21 protein-coding genes, 1 riboswitch and 1 other annotated feature are annotated in these 21,902 nt (G+C 39.3%); of the genes, 7 read left to right on the top strand and 14 right to left on the bottom strand.

Annotated elements, in window-relative coordinates; translation table 11 throughout:
- Position 1: 1 nt before the first annotated feature.
- The 7 genes from tenI to NSQ84_RS05265 form a co-directional block, all read right to left on the bottom strand.
- Entirely contained in the window at positions 2-601 is a 600-nt protein-coding gene (gene tenI, locus NSQ84_RS05295) for a thiazole tautomerase TenI (protein ID WP_232515498.1), read from the bottom strand.
- Between the two features lie 139 nt (positions 602-740).
- Positions 741-849: riboswitch (TPP riboswitch) on the bottom strand.
- Positions 850-903: 54 nt separating this feature from the next.
- A complete protein-coding gene (locus tag NSQ84_RS05290; protein ID WP_339212312.1) occupies positions 904-2,757 on the bottom strand; it encodes a monovalent cation:proton antiporter family protein in 1,854 nt (617 codons plus the stop codon).
- 25 nt (positions 2,758-2,782) lie between these two features.
- Positions 2,783-4,147: a magnesium transporter gene (gene mgtE, locus NSQ84_RS05285; protein WP_063387499.1), complete on the bottom strand. Its 1,365-nt coding sequence runs from the start codon at positions 4,145-4,147 to the stop codon at positions 2,783-2,785.
- A 104-nt stretch (positions 4,148-4,251) separates the two neighbouring features.
- Positions 4,252-5,151: an RluA family pseudouridine synthase gene (locus NSQ84_RS05280; RefSeq protein ID WP_130157353.1), complete on the bottom strand. Its 900-nt coding sequence runs from the start codon at positions 5,149-5,151 to the stop codon at positions 4,252-4,254.
- A 15-nt stretch (positions 5,152-5,166) separates the two neighbouring features.
- Positions 5,167-5,961 carry an NAD kinase gene (locus NSQ84_RS05275; RefSeq protein WP_063387497.1) on the bottom strand — a complete coding sequence of 265 codons (795 nt, stop codon included), beginning with the start codon at positions 5,959-5,961 and terminating at the stop codon, positions 5,167-5,169.
- Between the two features lie 20 nt (positions 5,962-5,981).
- A complete protein-coding gene (locus tag NSQ84_RS05270; protein WP_063387496.1) occupies positions 5,982-6,611 on the bottom strand; it encodes a GTP pyrophosphokinase family protein in 630 nt (209 codons plus the stop codon).
- Positions 6,612-6,623: 12 nt separating this feature from the next.
- The gene (locus tag NSQ84_RS05265; RefSeq protein ID WP_130157355.1) at positions 6,624-6,992 is read right to left on the bottom strand and encodes a hypothetical protein; all 369 of its coding nucleotides are present in this window, start codon (positions 6,990-6,992) and stop codon (positions 6,624-6,626) included.
- A 112-nt stretch (positions 6,993-7,104) separates the two neighbouring features.
- Between NSQ84_RS05265 and NSQ84_RS05260 the strand changes: the two genes are divergently transcribed.
- From NSQ84_RS05260 to NSQ84_RS05240, 5 genes are all read left to right on the top strand, one after another.
- Positions 7,105-7,695 (top strand): CYTH domain-containing protein, encoded by a 591-nt coding sequence (locus NSQ84_RS05260; protein ID WP_144596603.1) that lies wholly within the window; start codon positions 7,105-7,107, stop codon positions 7,693-7,695.
- Complete coding sequence (locus NSQ84_RS05255) at positions 7,695-8,297, top strand: lytic transglycosylase domain-containing protein (RefSeq protein ID WP_082830278.1); 603 nt, start codon at positions 7,695-7,697, stop codon at positions 8,295-8,297. Before NSQ84_RS05260 ends, NSQ84_RS05255 begins: the two co-directional genes overlap by 1 nt.
- 297 nt (positions 8,298-8,594) lie before the next feature.
- Complete coding sequence (locus tag NSQ84_RS05250; RefSeq protein WP_063387493.1) at positions 8,595-9,005, top strand: hypothetical protein; 411 nt, start codon at positions 8,595-8,597, stop codon at positions 9,003-9,005.
- Positions 9,006-9,018: 13 nt separating this feature from the next.
- Entirely contained in the window at positions 9,019-9,879 is an 861-nt protein-coding gene (locus NSQ84_RS05245) for a ClpXP adapter SpxH family protein (protein WP_232515740.1), read from the top strand.
- A 371-nt stretch (positions 9,880-10,250) separates the two neighbouring features.
- Positions 10,251-10,424, top strand: coding sequence for a hypothetical protein (locus tag NSQ84_RS05240; protein ID WP_162536160.1), 174 nt, complete (start codon positions 10,251-10,253; stop codon positions 10,422-10,424).
- Positions 10,425-10,594: 170 nt separating this feature from the next.
- Here the strand turns inward: NSQ84_RS05240 and pepF are convergent, their stop codons facing one another.
- From pepF to mecA, 4 genes are all read right to left on the bottom strand, one after another.
- On the bottom strand, positions 10,595-12,412 hold the full coding sequence (gene pepF, locus NSQ84_RS05235) for an oligoendopeptidase F (RefSeq protein ID WP_144596605.1): 1,818 nt from the start codon (positions 12,410-12,412) through the stop codon (positions 10,595-10,597).
- Positions 12,413-12,496: 84 nt separating this feature from the next.
- Positions 12,497-13,690 carry a competence protein CoiA family protein gene (locus NSQ84_RS05230; RefSeq protein ID WP_339212310.1) on the bottom strand — a complete coding sequence of 398 codons (1,194 nt, stop codon included), beginning with the start codon at positions 13,688-13,690 and terminating at the stop codon, positions 12,497-12,499.
- A 288-nt stretch (positions 13,691-13,978) separates the two neighbouring features.
- Positions 13,979-15,490, bottom strand: coding sequence for a cardiolipin synthase (gene cls, locus NSQ84_RS05225; RefSeq protein ID WP_339212309.1), 1,512 nt, complete (start codon positions 15,488-15,490; stop codon positions 13,979-13,981).
- A 119-nt stretch (positions 15,491-15,609) separates the two neighbouring features.
- Complete coding sequence (gene mecA, locus NSQ84_RS05220; RefSeq protein WP_063387000.1) at positions 15,610-16,272, bottom strand: adaptor protein MecA; 663 nt, start codon at positions 16,270-16,272, stop codon at positions 15,610-15,612.
- A 268-nt stretch (positions 16,273-16,540) separates the two neighbouring features.
- Here mecA and NSQ84_RS05215 point away from each other — a divergent pair, with 268 nt between their 5' ends.
- Positions 16,541-17,197, top strand: a complete 657-nt coding sequence (locus tag NSQ84_RS05215) for a TerC family protein (protein WP_327873969.1) — start codon at positions 16,541-16,543, stop codon at positions 17,195-17,197.
- Positions 17,198-17,247: 50 nt separating this feature from the next.
- On the opposite strand, the gene spxA is transcribed toward NSQ84_RS05215, so the two are convergent.
- Positions 17,248-17,643: a transcriptional regulator SpxA gene (spxA, locus tag NSQ84_RS05210; protein WP_063387002.1), complete on the bottom strand. Its 396-nt coding sequence runs from the start codon at positions 17,641-17,643 to the stop codon at positions 17,248-17,250.
- Between the two features lie 340 nt (positions 17,644-17,983).
- Positions 17,984-18,202, top strand: a binding site (T-box leader).
- 47 nt (positions 18,203-18,249) lie between these two features.
- On the opposite strand from spxA, the gene trpS reads away from it, so the two are divergent.
- A complete protein-coding gene (gene trpS, locus NSQ84_RS05205; RefSeq protein ID WP_339212306.1) occupies positions 18,250-19,242 on the top strand; it encodes a tryptophan--tRNA ligase in 993 nt (330 codons plus the stop codon).
- A 114-nt stretch (positions 19,243-19,356) separates the two neighbouring features.
- Here trpS and NSQ84_RS05200 read toward each other — a convergent pair whose 3' ends face one another.
- Positions 19,357-20,109 (bottom strand): YjbA family protein, encoded by a 753-nt coding sequence (locus tag NSQ84_RS05200; RefSeq protein WP_066248356.1) that lies wholly within the window; start codon positions 20,107-20,109, stop codon positions 19,357-19,359.
- Positions 20,110-20,245: 136 nt separating this feature from the next.
- The gene (locus NSQ84_RS05195; protein ID WP_339212304.1) at positions 20,246-21,892 is read right to left on the bottom strand and encodes a peptide-binding protein; all 1,647 of its coding nucleotides are present in this window, start codon (positions 21,890-21,892) and stop codon (positions 20,246-20,248) included.
- Positions 21,893-21,902: the final 10 nt, after the last annotated feature.

The raw sequence follows: 21,902 nt of genomic DNA, 5'->3' as shown, positions 1-21,902 counted from the left end.
TTTAAAAAGCTTCCCCTTTCCTGAAAAGTTTGGCAGCGCTCTCTGGATCTTTCGAAGAAAAGATATAGGACATAACGGCAATACCGCTTGCTTTTTTTTCTAAAACCTTTTGCATATTATCAGGCGTGATCCCACCGATGGCGATAATAGGAATATTGACGTGTCCAACGATTTTCCCAAGCAAATCTGTTCCCTTTGCCGGAAGTCCTTTTTTACTGTTCGTTTCAAAAACGTTTCCGAAAAAACAATAGTCTGCTCCGTCTTTTTCTGCTTTTACCGCTTCATCTAATGAATGGACGCTGACACCGGCTTTTATTTGCGGAAAAGCGCTTTTCACTTTTTTTACCGGCAGGCCGGTTCCCGGAAGATGAACATTTTGAACGCCTGTTAGGAGCGCAACATCGAGCCGATCGTTGATAACAAGCTGTTCTCTCCTTATCCCGTTTGCCAAAAGCTGTTCTACAAGATGAATGATCTCACATGGTCTTTTATTTTTTTCTCGTATATGAACGTAATCAACATGATCTGATATGGACAAAATTATGCGTATTAGCTCGTTGACTGGTTTTGTTCCGTCTGTTACGGCATGAAGCTCCAACATTGTACATTCCTTTCATGAGAAAGACGCTCACACTCGTCTTTCAAGGTTCAAAACTGGAAAGCAGCTGTCCAAGGGTGAGACTGGAAACAATAAAAAACCACCTTCCTTGCTGGAAAGTGGTAATGGAATATCAGACATATGTTTCAAATTCCCACTTCCCTACGCTGGCATCATCCAGATCAGGTTCAAAGGGTCTTAAAGTCAACACTTTAATCTCAGCCTTTCCAAAGGCTCCCCTAGTGGATGCTTATTAAATTTTCATACTAATTTCATGCTATCACAATTTGTTTTGTTTGCAAATATTATTTGCTAAATTCCAGCTCATCTTTTAACTCATTTACATATTTGCGGGAACCCGTTACAATCAAGCGGTCCCCTTTTTTCAATTCGGTATCGCCGTGAGGCACAATGGAATCTTCACCTCGAAAAATCCGGACAAAGATACAATCTCCTGTAAACGGAAAGTATCGAAGCTTCATTCCATCATATTTTCGGTTATTCATATTAATTTGATAAAGAGAGTTGTCTTGGTTTGTTAAGATCCGCATAACGCCAGGCGATTCGATCAAAGCCCTGAGCAGCGTTTTTGTTGACAGCATGACGGAAAATACGCTGATCCCCTTTTCTTTTAATGCTTGATCCAACTCCGGGGAAGAAATAGAGGCGATGACCTGTTCTACGCCGCATTCTTTTGCATATGTCGCAATTTCCGCATTTCTTTCTTCATCCCCAGTAGCCACTATTACTATATCAGCTTCCATTATGTGGTGTTCATTCAATGATTCTATCGAATAGTCTTTCAATTCTTCAATTTTAAACACCGATTGAGCAGTCCCGTTTTCAATTTTGTCTTGCTGTGTATGATATACGGTTGCTTCATACAAATTTTTGTCCAATTCCCTTGTGACTGGAAGGGTCATTTGATTTGCACCAATAAAAGCAATTTTCTTTTTTGGCTGCACCGCCATTTTTTTGGGGAATAATTTTTTAAATCCTATCGGCGTGATAATGCTTGTTAACACGGCAACTACTATTAATGCGTCAGCCATTTGCTTATCAATCAGTTCGATTCGCTGTCCAATTTCAGCTGCCGCAATAACTAATGATAAAGTAGCAGTCAACAAGAACGCCGCCGCAATCGTTGTATTCGTATCATACCATTTTCTCAGCACAAAAACGGGAATAAACTTTGAGATCAAGAGGGCGAGAAATAACAAAGGAATTAACAAAAGAAGGTTCGGATCTTTGATCAATTCCCATAAATCCAATTCCACCCCTACCATGACAAAAAAGATCGGGATTAAAAAACCGTAACCAAACGAATCTAGCTTTTGCACCAAGTCTGAATTAGGCGATAAAAGCGAGACTAAAACTCCCGCAAGGAAGGCGCCTAAAATATTTTCTGCCCCAAGCGTTTCCGATAAACCTACAAGTGCGAGAATTAACGTAAAAACCGCCCTTGTTCCAATTTGAACCGTTCCTTTTGACATCGTTTTAATAAAGGATCGACTTTTAAACCTTTTGCCAATGAAGTAAAGCAGTACGCCTGCTGCAAACAAAAGAAGCAGAAGCCATGTATTGCTTTCTCCTTCGCTGTTTAAGGAGACAAAAACCGCCAGCAAAATCATGGTGACAAGGTCGGCTATGACAGCCACCAGCAAAATAATTTGGCCGATGTTTGTTTTCATAATCTGCTCGTCTTTCAGCGTCGGCACTACTACTCCTAAAGAAATCGTTGAAATCACTAACGTCATGAAAAAGGCATTGCGGATAAATCCCATCCACATTAACAAATACGATAAAAGTAATGAAACAACGAAAATGCCAAGAAAAACAATTGACGCAACCAAAAAAGTATGAGGAGCGTTTTTTCCGTTGGGCAGCTTTTCTTCTTTTTTCTTCTCTTTGGAGAAAATGGTGAAATCAATCTCAAGCCCGCTTAAAAACATGAGAAATATAAATCCCAGCGTTGAGAGAGTTGCCAGCCATACATCTTCCTGCACTAAATTAAATCCCGTTTTCCCGATGATTAATCCGACAATAATTTCCGCAACGACGACAGGAATGAATGTCAGTTTGAACCGATGCAGCAAAATCGGGGTTAAAAAAGCGCCGACCAGCACGATGACAAGAGAGGTTACTGCATGTGATTCCATATTGCGCCTCCTTTAGCTAATTTTGTTAGAGCAAATAGTTCATAAATAGTGTCGCCATGCCAAAATAAATCAAAATGCTGATCATATCATTAATCGTTGTAATAAATGGACCGGAGGCCACAGCCGGGTCAATGCGAAGCCTGTGCATGACAAGAGGAACAAACGCCCCGGCAATTGTCGCAACAGTCAGCGTTGACAATATGGAAAGACCCACTAGCAGTCCTAAGAAAAATTTCTGCTTCCAAATAAAAATTGTCAGTGCAACAACAATTCCGCATACTGTTCCGGTAATCAAGCCGGTTCCAGCTTCTTTGAGAATAATTTTCCACACGCGTTCGGAAGTGCCTTCGCCTGTTGCAATTCTTCTTACGGCAACAGCGAGAGCTTGTGTTCCTGTATTTCCAGCCATCCCTGCAATTAATGGTATAAAGAGCGCTAAAGTTGCCACTTTGTTCAACGTTTCTTCAAACTGGCCGATTAGGCCGGCGGTGAACATTCCTAAAAATAGGAGAATAATAAGCCATGGCAATCTTTTTTTGGCAGCAGAAACAGCATTCGGATCATATGAATCTACATCCGAGACAGCGGCCAGTTTCGAGTAATCGTCAGAAGCCTCTTCGTCCAGCACATCAATAATATCATCAACAGTTATAATTCCAACAAGACGATGTTGAAAATCAACAACCGGAAGAGCCAAAAAATTGTAGTCCTTCATCTTTCTTGCTACTTCTTCCTGATCATCCGCCACAGATACCGAGTAGACTTTCTTTTTCATAATGTCAGCAATCAAAGTATCGTCTTCATGAACAATTAAATCTCTTAACGACAGGACGCCAACAAGATGTTTCTCTTCGTCAATCACATATAAATAATATATTGTTTCCGCATCAGGAGCTTCTTTCCGCAGCAAGTCCATCGTTGACCGCACCGTATAATTGGCATTAATGGCAACGAACTCGGTTGTCATAATACTTCCTGCGGTAAATTGTTCATAATCAAGAAGCTCGCTTATGCTTTTGGCAGCTTGAGCGTCCATGATGGTTAAATAGCTGGAAATTTTCTCTTTTGTCAGCTCACTTAATACATCTGCCGCATCATCAGCGTACATGTATTCCATCATTTTGGCGGCAAATGCCGGATGCATTTCCTCAAGCAGCGATTTGTAGCGGTTTTTATCATCCCTTATATTTTCAAAAACATTCGCCATTTCTTCCGGAGATAGAATTTGATATAAAAGCATTCTATCCGGCTGGTCAAGTTTTAGAAAAAATTTTGCCTGATCATATGGATGTAGCTCAAAAAACAGCGAACGGAATTCCTCTACATTGTTCTCTCTCAGCTTGTCAATCATCAACTGTCTGTATTCCGGTGCATCTGTTTTAGGCTGCATAAAATCTCCTCCTTTCCGGAAAAATATCGAAAAGTTTTGTGTTTTACTATATTAACAAATCTATCTGATTTTGTCGTACATTTTTTCATAACAAAAGCATGCACTTACAGGCGCGCATGCTTAATTATTTTTTCCATATCAGAAGGAAGCTTGCAAGTATACGTCAAATTTTTATGCAAAACGGGATGATAGAAGGACAGCGACTGACTGTGGAGGGCATGGCGGTCAATTTCTTCTTTTTGTCCACCATAAAGCGAATCTCCTAAAAGCGGATGACCTATATAGGACATATGTAGACGAATTTGATGAGTTCTACCAGTTACAGGCTTTACCTCAACAACCGTTTTGTCAGAAAAGCGGCTTATGACCCGAAAATGCGTAATAGCTTTTTTTCCATCCTCCCTGACAGTTCTCTCGATGATGCTATCGTCCTTTCTTGCAATTGGCGCATCGATGATGCCTTCGTCTTCGCTGATCCTTCCATGGACAATTGCGATGTATGTCCGTTTTACCGCTCCTTTTTGCTGTTCCTTTGAAAAAAGAAAATGGCTGTAGCGATGTTTGGCTACAAGAAGCAGCCCGGATGTATCCCGGTCAAGCCGATTGACGATATGCACCGTAAGATTTTGCCGCTGTTGATCATAATAGTGTAAAAGCCCGTTCGCAAGACTTCCTGACGGATGCTCTCTAGACGGAATGGTGGACAAAAACGCCGGTTTATTTACAATAAGGCAATAATCGTCTTCATAAACAATGTCCAATGGTATGTTCTCTGGAATGAGCGACTGGCTTCTCTTTTCTTCCGGAAAATGGACGGTTACTTGATCGCCTTCTTGTAAGACGTATCGGACATTTTTTTCGTTCCCGTTAACGACAATTTTTCCACCGTTAAATTTAATATCTGTTAAAGCGGATTTAGAAATATGATGCTCCCGCAAAAATTCTCTAAGCAGCCAGCCATGATGTTCTTTTTTGATGTCCCAATGAAGCTGAAATGTCCCCATGTTTTTCTCTTTCCTTTATCTGTCGCCAATAAACGAGTCCCGGACCCGCTTCCAAAATGGGAAAGGCCGAAATCTCGCAAACCTTACCTTTTCCTGTGCGACCCGGCATTGGATGGACCTGACGTTTTTGTGAAGAAGTGTTAAATGATCGATTGTAATTTGAAAATCAACATCATTGACAGGCTTTAGCATACACGTATGGTGGTCAGGCAAAATTAACGGCGAGCCGATTGTCCGGAACACCCTGTTGTTTATGGAAGCCATTTCTGTTAATTGAATAGCCCGCAGTGAAGGATGAATGAGAGCACCGCCAAGCGCTTTATTGTAGGCGGTGCTTCCTGTCGGTGTTGAAATACACAACCCATCTCCTCGAAATGTTTCAAAGAGAAGCCCTTTAATTTCTATATTCATGACGAGAGTCCCTTCAATGCTTTTCACTGTGCATTCATTTAGCGCAAGGTAGGAGGCTTCACTCCCGCCATTATGCCGGACCACCACTTCAAGCAATGGATATTCAACGATCTGAAACGGTGTTTTAGCAATTGCAATCACCATTTTTTCAATTTCATTCGGGAGCCAGTCGGCATAAAATCCTAAATGCCCCGTATGAACTCCTATAAACGCTGTTTTATCCAATCGTTTATTATATCGATGAAATGCATAAAGCAATGTTCCGTCTCCCCCGACGGAAATCACGATATCCGGCTGATCTTCATCATATTGAAACTCGAAATCGAGCAAATAGGTTCTGATTTTTTGCGCCAAAGCATTAGATGTTTCATCACCTTTTGATGTGATCGAAAACTTCATTTAAGTATCATTCTCCTTTTTTATGTTGTTTCTGTTTTGCGTGAAAATATCGCGTGCGCTTCTTGAATTTCTCCCCGTATTTGCGACATTTCCTCGTCCAGCCGGTAAGCTGCTTCAGCTGCGCGCTGCAAGCGGATTTTAATCTGTTCAGGTATGTTCCCGCTATATTTGTAATTTAAAGAATGCTCAATCGTCGCCCAAAAATTCATGGCAAGCGTACGAATTTGAATTTCAACCAAAACCTTTTTCAATCCTTCGAACGATTGAACCGGGTAGCGGGCCACAACATGGTAAGAGCGGTAGCCGCTTTCTTTATTTCGGGTTATGTAGTCTCTTTCCTCCACGATTTCCAAATCATGCCGATCTCTTAGCATTTGAACAACCAATTGAATGTCGCCGACAAATTGGCACATCATTCGGAGACCGGCAATGTCCTGCATTTCTTCTTCTATTTTATCAAGTGGAATTTGTTTTCGCTTCGCTTTATCTAAAATGCTCGGCACAGGTTTTACCCTGCCTGTCACGAACTCAATTGGAGAATGCTCTCCTCTTAGTTCAAATTGGGAACGAATCCCTTTTAATTTGACCTTTAATTCTTCCACTGCCTGCTTATAAGGCGCTAAAAATTGCTCCCATTCCTTGTAGTTCATAAAGCCCCCCTCCTAATAAAACACGCTTTCGACCATTTTTTCCATCTCCTCGCCGTAATTTGCGTTTCCCTTTATATTTTCAAGCAAAAACTCGAGCTCCTCGTGAAATTGGGTAAGCAAAATTTCTTTTTCTCCCACTTTAGCATAAACAGGAAGCTCTTCATTTTTGGCTTCTTTTAAATGAGGCCAAATATCCGATGATAAATCTATGTAAAGAAAGTCTTCGCCATTATCCAATATGTATATAAAAGAAAATTGGTCTGAATCTACCAGCATCTGTCCTTTTGCTGCGAGATTCCCTGCATCATGGACATGCTCCGTTTCGAGCAGCAATTTGCCTTCCGTTTTGCTAACCGCCAGCACTTTAATTCTTTTTTTCATGCTGTTCACCCTTCCAATCAAACATTTCAAGTTCATCTCGTGTATATTTTATTGTATCATATTAATAACTACATTACCTTATTTTGATATTAATCATAGAGAGGAATGCCCGATGGTTCAAGAGCTTGAGATAGAATTTAAAAACCTGCTTACAAAAGAAGAATTCCACCGCTTAGCTGATTTTTTTCAATTGACCGAAAAAGATTTTGCCGAGCAGGAAAACTATTATTTTGACACAAAATGTTTTGCGTTGAAAAATCATGGCGCCGCTTTAAGAATTCGTAAAAAGAAGGATCAATATGTTTTGACATTAAAGGAGCCTTATCATGTCGGATTGCTGGAAACACACCAGTTTTTAACCGATCAAGAAGCAGTTTCAGCCATTCATGAGTCAGTCTTTCCGAAGGAGGGATCAGTGGTCGAAAAAATCAAACAGCTTGAAATCAAGCCCGAAAGCCTTCTTTGTTTCGGTTCGCTCATTACAAGCCGGGCAACAAAAAAATATAAAAATGGTGAAATTGTTCTCGATCATAGCCGATATGAAAATAGAGAGGATTTTGAAATCGAATTTGAGGCAGAGGATGAAAAGGAAGGAAAGCAGCAATTTTTGGAGATTTTAAACAAACACAACATCCCGATCCGTCAAACAGAAAATAAAATAAAGCGGTTTTATTCCGCAAAATTTTCAAAGGAGAATTTGTGATGAATACAAACTATAATTTCAATGTTCTGTTTGAGCTTGAAGTCCTTCGTCTTTTGTCAGGCCAATCCGATGGGCCGCAAACAAAAGATGCAGCAATTTCGCTGAACTTTCAGGATGTTTTAAATGCCTTCATCGAACAAGATGTACAATCTGAAACGGCCAAAGAGAATATTTCACTGTCTTCCTCCCAATCTGCCAAAAAAACAAATGAACAGAAACAGGTTTCCGCTGATCTAAATGAAATCATTCAGAAGATGGCTCAAAAATACGGCGTCGATGCCAAATTAATCAGAGCTGTGATTCAACAGGAGTCAAGCTTCAAGGCAAATGCCGTCAGTCCTAAAGGAGCTGCCGGCTATATGCAGCTCATGCCTTCTACAGCAAAAGCGCTCGGTGTAAAAAATCCGTTTGATCCTGTGCAAAATATCGAGGGCGGCACAAAATATTTAAAACAGCTTTTAAACCGATATAACGGTAATGTAAAATTGGCGCTGGCTGCATACAACGCCGGTCCGGGAAATGTCGACAAATATGGAGGCATCCCGCCATTTAAAGAAACGCAAAACTATGTAAATAAAATTACTCAAAAATATTTTGCGTAAAAAGGTGCAAACAAACAGCACCTTTTTCTTTTTCATTAAAAGTAGTTGGAAACATTTGTTATCCAATCGATTTCGGCTAATCTTCGATAGCTGCGCTTCAAGCCACAAGTCCTTCTATGTTCATTTCACAGCAAGCACAACATATTTGCGGAAATAGCTCCCGCTTTCGCTATTTATCCTTTTGTTTGCATTGCCTCAGCCAACTCCTTCAAAGCGATTCGTTTGAGATAAATAAGTTATGTTGATAAAATAAATGTAACATCATTATTAACGAATGATTCCAAAGGAGCTATCACCATGACAAAACCACCCTTAACTCCATATGACGCGATTGGAGAAAAGAAACTTCACGCTCTAATCGATGCTTTTTACAAAAATGTTAAAAAACATCCTCTTTTAAAACCTATTTTCCCGGAGGATTTAACGGAAACTGCCAGAAAGCAGAAACAATTTATGACACAGTTTTTAGGTGGTCCGCCACTTTACACAAAAGAACACGGACATCCGATGCTCAGAGCCCGCCATCTTCCATTCCCGATTACGCCGAGGAGAGCAGAAGCTTGGCTCTCATGTATGAGAAAAGCAATGGACGAGGTCGGACTTGACGGGGAAATACGAGAGTTTTTCTACGATCGGCTTGTGGTGACCGCCCATCACATGATTAATTCGAAAGACGAAGATCAGGAGGAGTATTCAGTTGAAACCTGACAAAAAAGACGAAGTGAATGCTGCTCACTTCTTTTCTCATTGTCACAGCCATCCTAAAAAGCCGATCGAGATTTATATGTTTATTGATCCGCTATGCCCTGAATGCTGGGCGCTTGAACCGTTTATCAAAAAACTGCAAATCGAATACGGCAGGCTTTTCTCATTGCGCCATATTGTTTGCGGAAAGCTTGCTAATTTAAACTTAACAAAACGGCGGAAACCGAAAACAATTGCCCAATCATGGGAGAAGATAGCGAGCAGAACCGGCATGTCATGTGACGGCAACCTTTGGCTTGAAAACCCTATATCATCACCCTACAGAGCTTCCCTTGCTTTAAAAGCAGCGGAGCTTCAAGGGAGAAAAGCGGGCATCCGTTTCTTGCGGCACTTACAGGAAGTTGTTTTTTTAGAAAAGCAAAATGTCTCTGATCAAAACGTTCTCATACAAATTGCTAAAAATGTCGGCCTTGATGTCAATGAATTTGAGAGGGACTTATATTCCGAAAGTGCAAGAAAAGCACTTCAATGCGATTATAAAATTACAGAAGAAATGGACGTGCATGAAATTCCTTCCCTTGTCTTTTTTCATTGCCGTGAAGAGAAGGAAGGATTAAAAATTACCGGATTATATCCTTATGAAACATATGTTGATATTCTTTGCGAGCTTGTCGGAGATAAACCGAAGCCGTCTCAAGTGCCGCCAATAGAGATTTTTTTAAAGCATTATAAATTTGTCGCAACAAAAGAGATTTCTGTTGTGTATAACATGACTGATGAAGAAACGGAACGTGAAATGAAAAGACTGCTTTTAAAGCAACAAGTTGAGCGGGTGCCTGTAAAATATGGAACATTTTGGCGCTATATCGGGCAGTGAAATGCGGGGTTTAATTCAACGAAACGTTCCCCATCGGCTTCTATGCTGATGGGGAACGTTTTTAATCAAAAATGTAAGCGCTTTATCTTTATTAAACAATTAAAAAAAGAAACCACAAACAAACGTTTGTGGTTTCTTTTTTGTCTTATGACAACAAAGGGGATGGGAGAAATTTTTCACGGTCAAACAAAGGGGTAAATGTTTGTTTGTGATCAATTTCACGTTTTTAATATAACAAATTCCTTTTTCAGTTTGCAAGAGGGGAAAACAACAATTCACAAATTTGTCACAAAACATGAAGAACGGGCAAGCTGCATACAATATACAAAATCTTTTTCCTCGTTTTAGAACATGTGTAGGAGGGAAAAATCGTGAAAACATTTTGGCTCATAATCAGCCTGCTGCTCGTCATCTTCGCTTTTTTTTATAATCTGTTAGGATTGATGAATCTCGCACCGATTTTCGTTTCTGCCCCCCTGCTTTTTATTTCTCTTTTCATATCGTTTCTTCTGTTTAACCATCGAAAAACGTTCCGCGGATTTTAAGATAAAAAAGAGGACGGGATGATGAACTGCATCTCAATTAGTAGATACAACTGACAATTGGAGGTGCAGTTTTTATATGACCGGAAACAAAAAAGGCATGAGTCCAGTTCCAGATCGAACTCATGCCACTAATTTTTTGGATTCAGATGATGCTCCTGTTTTCTTTCACTTTACTTTAACAGCAGCTCCTCCATCTCCGTCAGCTTTTCTTCAAATACTTTGCAAGCATCTTCAATCGGCTTGGTTGATGTCATATCGACCCCTGCTTTTTTCAGCACATTAATCGGATAATCAGAGCTTCCCGCTTTCAAGAAATTAATGTACCTTTCAACGGCAGTTTCTCCTTCCGATAAAATCTGCTTGCTCAAGGCGCTTGCAGCACTAAAGCCTGTTGCGTATTGATAAACGTAAAAATTGTAATAAAAATGCGGAATTCTTGCCCATTCTAAGCCTATTTCTTCATCGACCACAATGTTGTCACCAAAATATTTTTTGTTTAACTCATAATACGTTTGCGTCAAAAATTCCGGTGTGAGCGGCTCTCCGTTTTGCGCCTTCAAATGGATATAATGTTCAAACTCAGCAAACATCGTTTGCCGGAATACCGTTCCTCTAAACCCTTCAAGGAAATGATTCAGCAAGTATAAACGTTTCTTTTCATCATCGATCGTGTTGAGCAAATATTCATTTAACAAGTTTTCATTGCATGTAGAAGCCACTTCCGCGACAAAAATAGAATAATCTCCGTACGGATACGGCTGTGTTTTTCTTGTATAGTAGCTGTGCACCGAATGGCCAAGCTCGTGAACAAGTGTGAATAAATTGTTCACATTATCTTGCCAATTCAGCAAAATATATGGATTTGTTCCATAGGCGCCAGAGGAGTAAGCTCCGCTTCGTTTCCCTTTATTCTCCTTAACGTCAATCCATCTGTTTTCAAAGCCTTCTTGTAAAATGCCGACATATTCTTCACCTAATGGAGCAAGCCCCTTCAATACGATGTCTTTCGCTTCTTCATACGTGATTTTCAAATCGACGTTTTGTACAAGCGGCGTATAAAGATCATACATATGAAGTTCATCAAGCTTCAGCGCTTTTTTCCGCAAATCGACATAACGATGGAGCAGCGGCAAATGTTCATTGATCGTTTTTACTAAATTGTCGTAGACTTCCTCGGGAATGTTGTTGGCGCTTAGTGCAGCCTGGCGGGCATTCTCATATTTCCGCACCTTCGCATAAAAATTATTTTTCTTAACAGCTCCGCTTAATGTGCTGGCAAACGTATTTTTAAATTTTCCATATGTTGCGTATAATGCCTGGAACGCATCGCGACGGACTCGTCTATTTTCACTCTCCAAAAACTGGATATAACGGCCGTGAGTGATTTCCACTTCTTCTCCATTTTCATCCTTAATTGCTGGAAATTCCAAGTCCGCATTATTTAATTTTCCAAACGTATTGGAGGCAGTGCTCAGGGCTTCCGCAGCTTGAGCTAAAATAGCCTCTTGCTCCGCATCGAGCACGTGCGGTCTTTGCCGGTTGATTTCGTCCAAGGCATGTGCATAAAGCTTCAATTGATCATTTTCTTTCAAAAATTGCTGAAGCTTTTCTTCTTCAATGGATAGTATTTCCGGAACGATATAGGATGAGAGGCTGGAAGCTTGTGTATAAAGATTTGCTGCCCGGTCATTCAATCCTTGATAAAAAGAATTAGTTGTATCTTGATCGTAGCGCATATGGGCATATGTATAAAGCTTTCCAAGCCTCTCCATCACGGAATCTTGATAAGAGAGCGCCTCATATAACAGATCGGAGGATTGACCTAATTTTCCTCTATATTCACCGATTTTTGGAATTAGCTGCTTTACTTCTTCAAATTCTTTTTCCCATTCATCATCAGAAGCAAAAATATCTTCTAGCCGCCAAGTATACTCAACAGGGATTTCTTCCCGTTTTGGCAGCCTTTTGACAGCTGTTTCATTGCCCATTCTCGATTTCCCCCTTTAAAAAAATCAGTCTGTTTCCATCATATTGAAATTTTTTTCAAAACGCAATAAATCACTATGCTTATATTATTCTACAGCAGAAAAAAACATACCTTCCTTGTCCAAATAATGTCCAAGACGTTGTTCACGCTTTTCCATCGACTCCAAATGAAAAGGAGATGATGTTTTTCGAAACGAATATGGACCGATTGGCTGCAAAAATTTTAAATGGGAAAGAGTCGTTAAATATTCAATAATCGGCTTTTTTAAATCCGTTTTTACGCTACAGCTTCTTTCTTTCATCCCTAATTTCTTAAGGTGCCAAACTAGCTTTTCTGCGTGAAATACTTCATCAGCGCGCAATGTTTCAATAAATAATAAAACTGAGCATTGCCAAATATAGACCGCCTCATCAACCATATAACCGCTTTTTAAAGGGATAAAAACTTCAACTGGCAGCTGCGATAAAGATAAGCCAACTGTTTCGTAAACCTTTTTTTGCAGCTTTCGCTCTTCGTTCGTCTTTTGAAACAGCGGCTTTAAGCGATATTGACTTATTTTCTTCAGCCAATGCTTCCATAAACCGTTTGCCGCCAGACTCTTTCCTTGCAAACAATCTCGAAAGAAAAACGACTCTGGGGAGATCATAGCAGATGCGGCAAAAATATTCTGTTTAGAAAACGGAATCAGATGGGAAAAAAAGATGAAGGTTTTCTTATCTGAGCAATAATTGATGATAAAAGGACGATCGTTTTGCGGGGAATGAAGAAACTGACAATGAAAAGGAGTCAGTCGATATTGATGTTCACCGACTTGCTTCATTTTTTTCCAGCCTAATATCCAAATCGGTTTAATTCGTTCTTTTTTGTAGCCATTTGTCCGTTTTATCACCTGATCAGGGGGAATATTAGAGCATTGGTATTCAATCGCATACCGTTTATGCTGAAAAGATACAAACAGATCCGCTCGTTGTGCAATAGAAGGTATAAATTTTTCCACTTCCGCAGCTAACCGCTGCCTTTTCAACCAAACATACAATTGCTTTTTTCCGTTCAAATGGTACGTGCTTTCCGCTTCCGAATCAGCCTGACAAGAGGCCGTTAAGTGGGCAAAATGAGGAATTTTGATTTTACCTATTTTTAATTTTACCGGCTCCTTGCAAGCTGGACAAAAAAAGGCATGCTCTTCTTTCAGTTTTAGAAGCCTTTCTGTCGACCAGTACGGGGCGGCGACATTTACTTTTTCGCCGTTTCGCAAAAGGGCAACAAGCATATAAATCATCACTTCCTTTCACAAATAAAAACATTCGACAAAAGGGAAAAAAATCCTTTCAAAAGCAGCGTTTTTCAAAAGTTTTAAAAGATGCCAGAAACACTTCATGGAAAAATATACTTTTTTCAAAAACGCATGCTTGCCGCTAAAGAGGCGGGAGTTAGATGTTGCTTCATTCGTTTCAATAAAAGGTTCGCCATTTTACATCGTTACAGCCGTCAATTCACCCGTGATGTTGTGAAATCCGCTCAAATAGTTTTTATCCTAAAAAAACACCGCTTTATCAAAAACGGTGTTTTATAATAAAGGAGACAAAAGCCGCGACGTTGATTCAAACAGCTTTATATATAGCGGGCGTTTTTTGAATTGTTCAAGGTCGATGACACTTGAATTTTCAATGTCTCGAATATAATCCTCTACAAGCGTTTCAATGCTATCCGTTCGGTATAAAAAAGCATTTACTTCAAAATTCAAATGAAAACTTCTCATATCCATATTCGCCGTACCGATCGATGCCAGTTCGCCATCAACAATAATGATTTTGCTGTGCATAAACCCTTTTTCATATTCGTACACTTTAACCCCGGCTTCTAAAAGCTCCGGAAAATAAGATCGCGACGCATAAAATACAATCCGTTTGTCAGGCCTTTTCGGAACGAGGAGACGAACGTCAATGCCGCTCAGCGCAGCAATCTTTAAAGCGGATTTTATATCCTCGTCAGGAATAAAATACGGAGAGGCGATCCATATCGAATTTTTTGCGGAAACGATCATCGAAAAGAACAAGCTTTTAATGACCTCCCACTTATTATCAGGACCGCCGGCGATTAGCTGAACGCCTCCTTCTTTATCGTCCATTTGAAAATGAGGCAGCAAATATCGATCGGTAAGTAGCTTCTGCCCAGTCATATAATACCAATCCTGTAAAAAAATAAGATTGAGCGTCCGTACTCCTTCCCCTTCGAGCATCATATGCGTATCCCGCCAAAAGCCGAAATACGGATTTCTTCCCAAATATTCATCTCCTATATTTAAACCTCCGACAAAGCCGACTTTTCCGTCAATCACAATAATTTTACGATGATTGCGAAAGTTAATATTGTTAGACAAAAACGGAAGCTTTACAGGTAAAAATGGAACCATTTCCACCCCGGCATCGAGGAGCTCCTTCCTGTATTTTTTGGACAGCTTCCAGCTGCCGACTGCATCGTATAAAAATCGAACCTCTACACCGTTTTTCGCTTTTTCGATCAACAGCTTTTTTAATTTTTGCCCAATTACATCATGCCGAACAATATAGTATTCAAGATGAATATGATCTTCCGCCTTTTGAAGCTCTCGAAAAATATGGTCAAATGTTTCAATGCCGTTCGTCAGCACCTTTGTATTTGTCCGAAAAGAAATCGGACTGTGACCAAGCTTATGGGCAAGCTTAAATAATAGGCGCTGGTGATTTCTCATGAATTTAATTTTATCTTCATATGTATGAAAGCTGGTTTCAAATTTGGCATAAGCTTGCTCATCTATTAAAGCTTTTTTCTTAAATAGACGATGCTTCCGGACATTTCTTCCAAAAAATATATAAAAGAAGAAGCCTATTAATGGAAATCCTCCTAAAACAACAAGCCAAGTAAGCGTTTGAGTTGGGTGGCGGTTTTCCAAGAAAATAACAAAACCGATAAAAATGATGGATAACGTGAACAAAATGGAAACGGCTCCTAAAAACCATTCCTCCCAGATGTTCTTAGTTAAATACAAGATGATAGCTAGACCAATGGCAAAAACGATTACTTGCAGAAATTTTCTCATAAGCTTCCTCCAGGCAATCGATATTTCTTATCTCTCGATTTGGACATATTTGTTGGATCTGCGATATTGAAAGCGTTCCTTAAGTAAAAAAGACCGATTTCGAACATGAAATCGGCAATTTAAGAAAAGTGCGTTTCGATTTGTTCCAAGGCATTGTCCTTCATAATCAGCTTTCCGTATTCTTCAAGACGGTGAATTGTCATCCTTGATTCCTGACCGTATTCAAGCATAATGCTGAGCAAATTTTCAATTTGTTCATCGTCTTTATCCGAAAATTCAACGAATAAATAATATTTTTGTTCAAATACATATAAGCTATTCAAAAATCCGTCCAAACGATGGGATGCTAACGAAATAACGTCTTCAAAGTCCTGAAACTTTATGACAAATTGCAATTGCGCCGTTTCATCTTTCTCATCTGAGGAAGATCGTTCAGACATATTAAAATGTTTGTCCAACAAAGATTCTATATTCTCATCAACCGGGATTTCTCTTAATTTTTCATCGACTACCGGAAGCTCCAGCTTTTGTCCGTCTTTTGACAGCTGTGCTTTTGTGACAATGACTTCAAGCCCTTTGTCATTGGCATGAACTTGAATCCATAACGGACCTTCAAGCGGAAAGTCTTCTTCATCATTAATTTCATCCATCATTTCCCAAAACAGCTCTTCGCTTCTTTCTCTGTTATACCAGATTTCTTCTCGGTCAAATCCTCGTTCTTCTATGTCAACATATGAAATATAAAATTTTACTGTGTTTTCATTAATGCGTTCGATTTCCATTTGAACAACCTTCCCTTCTTTTTAAATTTTTGGAAGGGACAATAAACCCCCGAATTCGTTGCACTTTTCTTTCCTAATTTAAAAAATTCCCAAATTTTCATCGCGAGCACCAAGTTGTTCAATTCTAATTCTATTGTATGATAAATCACTTCATAAAGAAATAAAAAAAGCCTTGATTTTGAAAAAAACCGTTATTTACCTATTAAGCATAAAATATTTCGTTTTTCATATATATTGTACGAGCCATAATTTGAAAAGAGGTTGACTGATGGATGAACAATTTTTCACATCTTTATTCCTTATCATTGGCATTGACCTCATATTAGGAGGAGATAATGCCATTGTCATTGCGCTGGCATGCCGCAATTTGCCGGAAAATCAGCGGAGGAAAGGAATTTTATTTGGAACAATCCTCGCGATACTCAGCCGAATTTTGTTGACATTACTGGCTGTCCATTTATTGAACATTCCTTTTTTACAGTTTTTTGGCGGATTATTTTTAATGTATATTGCCTTTTTATTATTGACAGGAAATGAAGGTGAGCATACTTCCGTGAAAAGCCACCGCTCATTGTGGAAAGCCATCCAAACGATTGTTTTGGCTGACATTTTTATGGGATTTGACAATGTCATTGCGGTTGCTGGAGCAGCTGGAGGAAATATCTTTCTTGTCATAACAGGTCTTCTTATATCCATTCCGATCATTATTTGGGGAAGCAGATTTATCATGTCTGCCATGTCCCGATTTCCTTTGCTCATTTACGGGGGCGGAGGAATATTAGCTTATACAGCAGGTAAAATGATGGCAACGGATGAAAAAATGACCCCTCTGTTGAAAACTGAAGCTGTTGCACAAACTCTCCCTTATTTCACAGCTTGTCTCATCCTTTTCTTTGCCCTTCTGTACAATATAACAAAAAAATAACAGCCTTCCGCAATCTATTTTGCTTTGCGTACGGAAGGCATCATTCCCTTTTAATTTGCCATTCTCTGAGCTTCTCTCAGCTGGTAGGTGCGAATTTTTCTTGGCAGAAAGCGTCGTATTTCATCCTCGTTATAACCGACTTGAAGACGTTTTTCATCAATCAAAATCGGGCGGCGCAAAATTCCAGGGTTTTTCCGGATAATATCATACAGCTCCTGCAAAGGAAGCGATTCAACATCAACCTTCAATTTTTGAAAAACCTTTGAACGAGTGGAAATAATTTCATCTGTTCCGTCTTCTGTCATACGAAGAATTTCTTTAATTTCTTCGATCGTTAAAGGCTCGGAAAAAATGTTCCGCTCTCTATATTCAATCTGATGCTTTTCCAACCAAGATTTTGCTTTTCTACAAGATGTGCAGCTCGGAGATGTATACAATATTACCATGCCAATCACTCTCCTTTTCGAGAAAAATATAAGTGTATATATAAAAACTATGCCAATCTCACATTAAAATAAATTTAAAAAAGTAATTTGTATTGATTATTATACTATAAAAAAGCAACTTCGCCTATATGTTTTTATTTCTCAAATTATAACAAAAATGTTACAACCGGTGAATGATGATCATTTTCAAGGCCATTTTCTCAATTAACACCTCTTTTCTTTCTCTACTCTTCTTTTCCCCTTTTTTGGTTCGATCAAACATGAAAAAGAAATTTTTTCAGAAAGACGCTGAGAAGTTGCAAAGAATACACAATTTTTTTATAATCATCTGTAAATGAATACATAGGCGATGAGAAAGAGAAGTACATGCCGAAAACAGTTTTCAGAGAGTTTGTGGCTGGTGGAAACAAACACTGTCCGGTATGGAAATGGACTTTTGAGCTCTCAGCTGAAATCAGTAAGCTGCGGCGTTTTTGTCTTGCGTTAAAAGACGAAAAGTGATTTCACATGAATGTTTGTGAAATAATTAGGGTGGCACCGCGGTCCATTCGTCCCTATTCGGACGGATGGGCTTTTTTATATATAAAAATCAGGAGGAGTTTGCACATGAAAACGATCTTTTCAGGAATTCAGCCTAGCGGCACGTTAACACTCGGAAACTATATCGGAGCAATGAGACAATTTGTAGAGCTCCAGCATGAATATAAATGCTATTTTTGCATTGTCGATCAGCATGCCATAACTGTTCCGCAAGACAGACTTCAATTAAGAAAAAACATTAAGAGCCTTGCTGCATTATATTTAGCAGTCGGCATCGATCCGGAAAAATCCACCCTTTTCATTCAATCGGAGGTGCCCGCTCACGCGCAGGCAGGATGGATGCTTCAATGCGTTTCTTATATTGGCGAGCTTGAAAGAATGACACAATTTAAAGATAAATCTAAAGGGAAAGAAGCTGTTTCAGCAGGACTGTTAACTTATCCGCCTTTAATGGCCGCCGATATTCTTTTGTACAACACGGACCTTGTTCCAGTCGGCGAGGATCAAAAACAACATTTGGAATTGACAAGGGATTTAGCCGAAAGATTCAACAAAAAATATGCAGACATTTTTAAAATTCCAGAAGTCCGCATTCCAAAAGTCGGTGCTCGGATTATGTCGCTTCAAGATCCGACGAAAAAAATGAGCAAATCCGATGCGAATGAAAAATCGTTTATTTCCCTTCTCGATGATCCAAAAAAAATTGAAAAGAAAATTAAAAGCGCTGTGACTGATTCAGACGGAGTGGTTCGTTATGATAAAGAGAACAAACCTGGCATCTCCAACCTTTTATCTATTTATTCAATTTTAGCTGGCGTGTCAATTGCCGAGCTGGAAACAAAATACGAAGGAAAAGGCTATGGTGAATTTAAAGCGGATTTGTCAGAAGTCGTCATTAACACTTTAAAGCCGATTCAGGAAAAATATTATGAGCTCATTGATTCTGATGAACTTGATGACATTTTAGACAGAGGCCGGGAGGAAGCAAACAAAGTAGCATCCAAAATGTTGAAAAAAATGGAGAATGCAATGGGATTGGGAAGAAAAAAACGAAAATAAAAGCGCTAGCGAACGAATGACGATTGATGATGGAGCTGATTAAACAAAACAAATATACTAGCTTAAAAAAATATGTTCGATAAAAAGAGGGCGGCTGATATAGTGCCCTCTTCCTTAATTTACTTTCGGTTCTTGCTCCATTTCCCAAAGCTTTTCAAAGAAAGGCTGCCCTTTTATTAATCGTTCGCATAATTGTTCATGCTTTTGAGACCATCCGACAATCGCTTCCTCATAAAGCATAGTCCAAATTTCCTCAAAACCGAGTGATTGAATTTGACCATACATGTACGGATTCCATTCCGTATACCAATATTTCATTTCCGCCGTATTTTTTGTCGATTGCAATTGATCAAGAGCCATAAACAAAAGCTGTTTCAGCTGTCTTTCTTTGCGGGTTAATCCGTGCATATATTCAGGTGCAAGGGATAAAAGATGATAATCTTTTTTGTCTTTGTCATTTGTTTGTGAGAACTCGTATGATTCCGGCTCTAAATCCTTCACCATGTCATATACAAGCTGCTCTTGTCTTGGGATAAGCCGGCTTTTGCGAATTGGCGTCGTATATCCGATCGTATCTACTGCTAAAATGCCGTTGCCATCCGAAACAACAAAGCAATAATCTAGCTGAATTCTCTCATGGTTTTTCCGGGCGTATGCCTTCTGGTAAACATCCTTTAAAAGTTTTTCAGGCAGTTCTTTTAAGTCATTTTCAATATAATCATAAAGTTCTTTACTCACTTTAATCAGCGGTACTTGGTCTAACAGTTCAACCTTATCATCCTTTCTCCATTCATGAAAATGACAAACATTATAACCATTTTCTTCTCCTTCAAACCAGTTTACCCAAACATCGTACAAATTCAGCATAATTAGCCCCCTTACTACAAGACTGTTTGTCATCATTATGGTCAGCGGAGAAGGTTTTTATTCCAAATTTTTCATTGCCCAAAAAACTTTTCATCATTACGTATTCCACTTTTGATCAATGCGGATTTCAGGCCTGTCAGCTTTCAGAAAAGGACCATTCATGCACTTTATAAAAATAATTTTTCGGATGAAAAATATAGCCGTTTAACCGTTCAGGCAACGCCCGAAATTCCTTCGGATAGTATAAAACTGTATATGGCTGTTCATCCTCGATAATTTGAAATATCTCCTTGTAAATTTGTTTTCGTTCGCTTTCGTCCATTATTTTTCTAGATTTAGACAACAGCAGGTCGGCCTGTTCGTTTTCCCACCAAACAAAGTTCAATCCATATTCTCTCTGACTGGAATGGAAAATATCAAAATGATTCGGAAATTTAGATAACGACCATTCTAAAATCAACGCATCGTAATCCCAATTCGGCGGTGAAATTTGCTTAATTAAATCTTCCCATTCCCAAAACTCCGTTTTCACGTCAATTCCGATCTCTTTCAATTGTTTTTGCACGAGCAACGCAACTTTTTCGCGAACAACATTTCCTTTGTTCGTTTTTAGCGTAAACGAGAAATCTTTTCCTTCTCGATCCAGTATGCCGTCCCTGTCCGTATCTTCCCATCCCGCTTCTTTCAGCAGCTTTTTTGCTTCTCTCCGGTTATACTTTAATGTTTGAATTTCGTCGGTAAAAATAGAAGCAATAGGCGTTTCTGGAATATGTGCTTCCTTTCCTTGTCTGTGCAAAATCTTGCGAACGATAGCTTTGCGGTTGATCGCCATCGTCAAGGCTTGCCTTACTTTTTTATCTTGAAAAAGTTCGTTTTTTTCATTCCAGCCGATAAACACATAAGAATGGGAAATGTTCGATTGAACGTCCAATCCTCTTAACCTTTTTATTTTTTTTACATTGGTTAGTTCTATTTCAGGGGCGTAATGAACCTCGCCGTTTTTCAGCTGTTCGTAAAGAGCTTCCTGGTTATGAACAATTTTATACTTGATTGATTTGATTCGAGGCTTCCCTAAAAAATAATGTTCATTTGCGGCCAGCTCTACGAATCCATTCTTTTCCCATTTTACGAACCGAAAAGGCCCAGTGCCCACAGGCTGTGATGTATTAAACTTATGCTCCTTTAATTTTGCAACCTGTACATTTTTCAACAAATGCTTCGGCAATATGCCGTATGATAATGTGACTGGAAGAAAGGAGGCGTCTTTTTCTCTTAAACGGAATTTCACTGTATACTTATCAAGCTTTTCAATGCTGTCAATCATTTCAAAGTCTGAACTTCTTTCGCCATTATAATCAGGGCTTAAAGGAATGCTGTAAGTAAAAACAACATCATCCGCCGTTAATTCTTTTCCGTCATGAAATTTGACCCCGCGCCGAATAGTGACCGTATATTCAAGTCCATTCTCTGATTGCTGAATCTTTTCAGCCAGATGCGGTTTCGGCCGCAGCTGCTCATCAACTGTCACCAGTCCATCAAAAAGCATCCCTTCTAACTGCGAGCTTGATTCATCTAGAGAATACAAAGGATTAAAAAGCTGCGGCGATTCAGTTGAACCGATTATAAATGTTTCCGGAACAATCAGCGGATCGAGCTCTTCCTCTTTTATCTCCTTAACCGTTGGTTGCGGCTTTCTATTATAATCCAGACTTGAGCAGCCATGTAGAAGCAATAAAAACAAGAGAATCGATATATACAGCCATGGTCGTTTTAATCGTGCCAAATCCATTCCC

Source organism: Aeribacillus sp. FSL K6-3256 (genome assembly GCF_037965805.1).
In the GTDB taxonomy this organism is placed as follows: Bacteria; Bacillota; Bacilli; order Bacillales; family Aeribacillaceae; genus Aeribacillus; species Aeribacillus composti.
The sequence above is the reverse complement of the archived record's forward strand: the minus strand, read 5'-3'. Positions and strand labels throughout refer to the sequence as shown.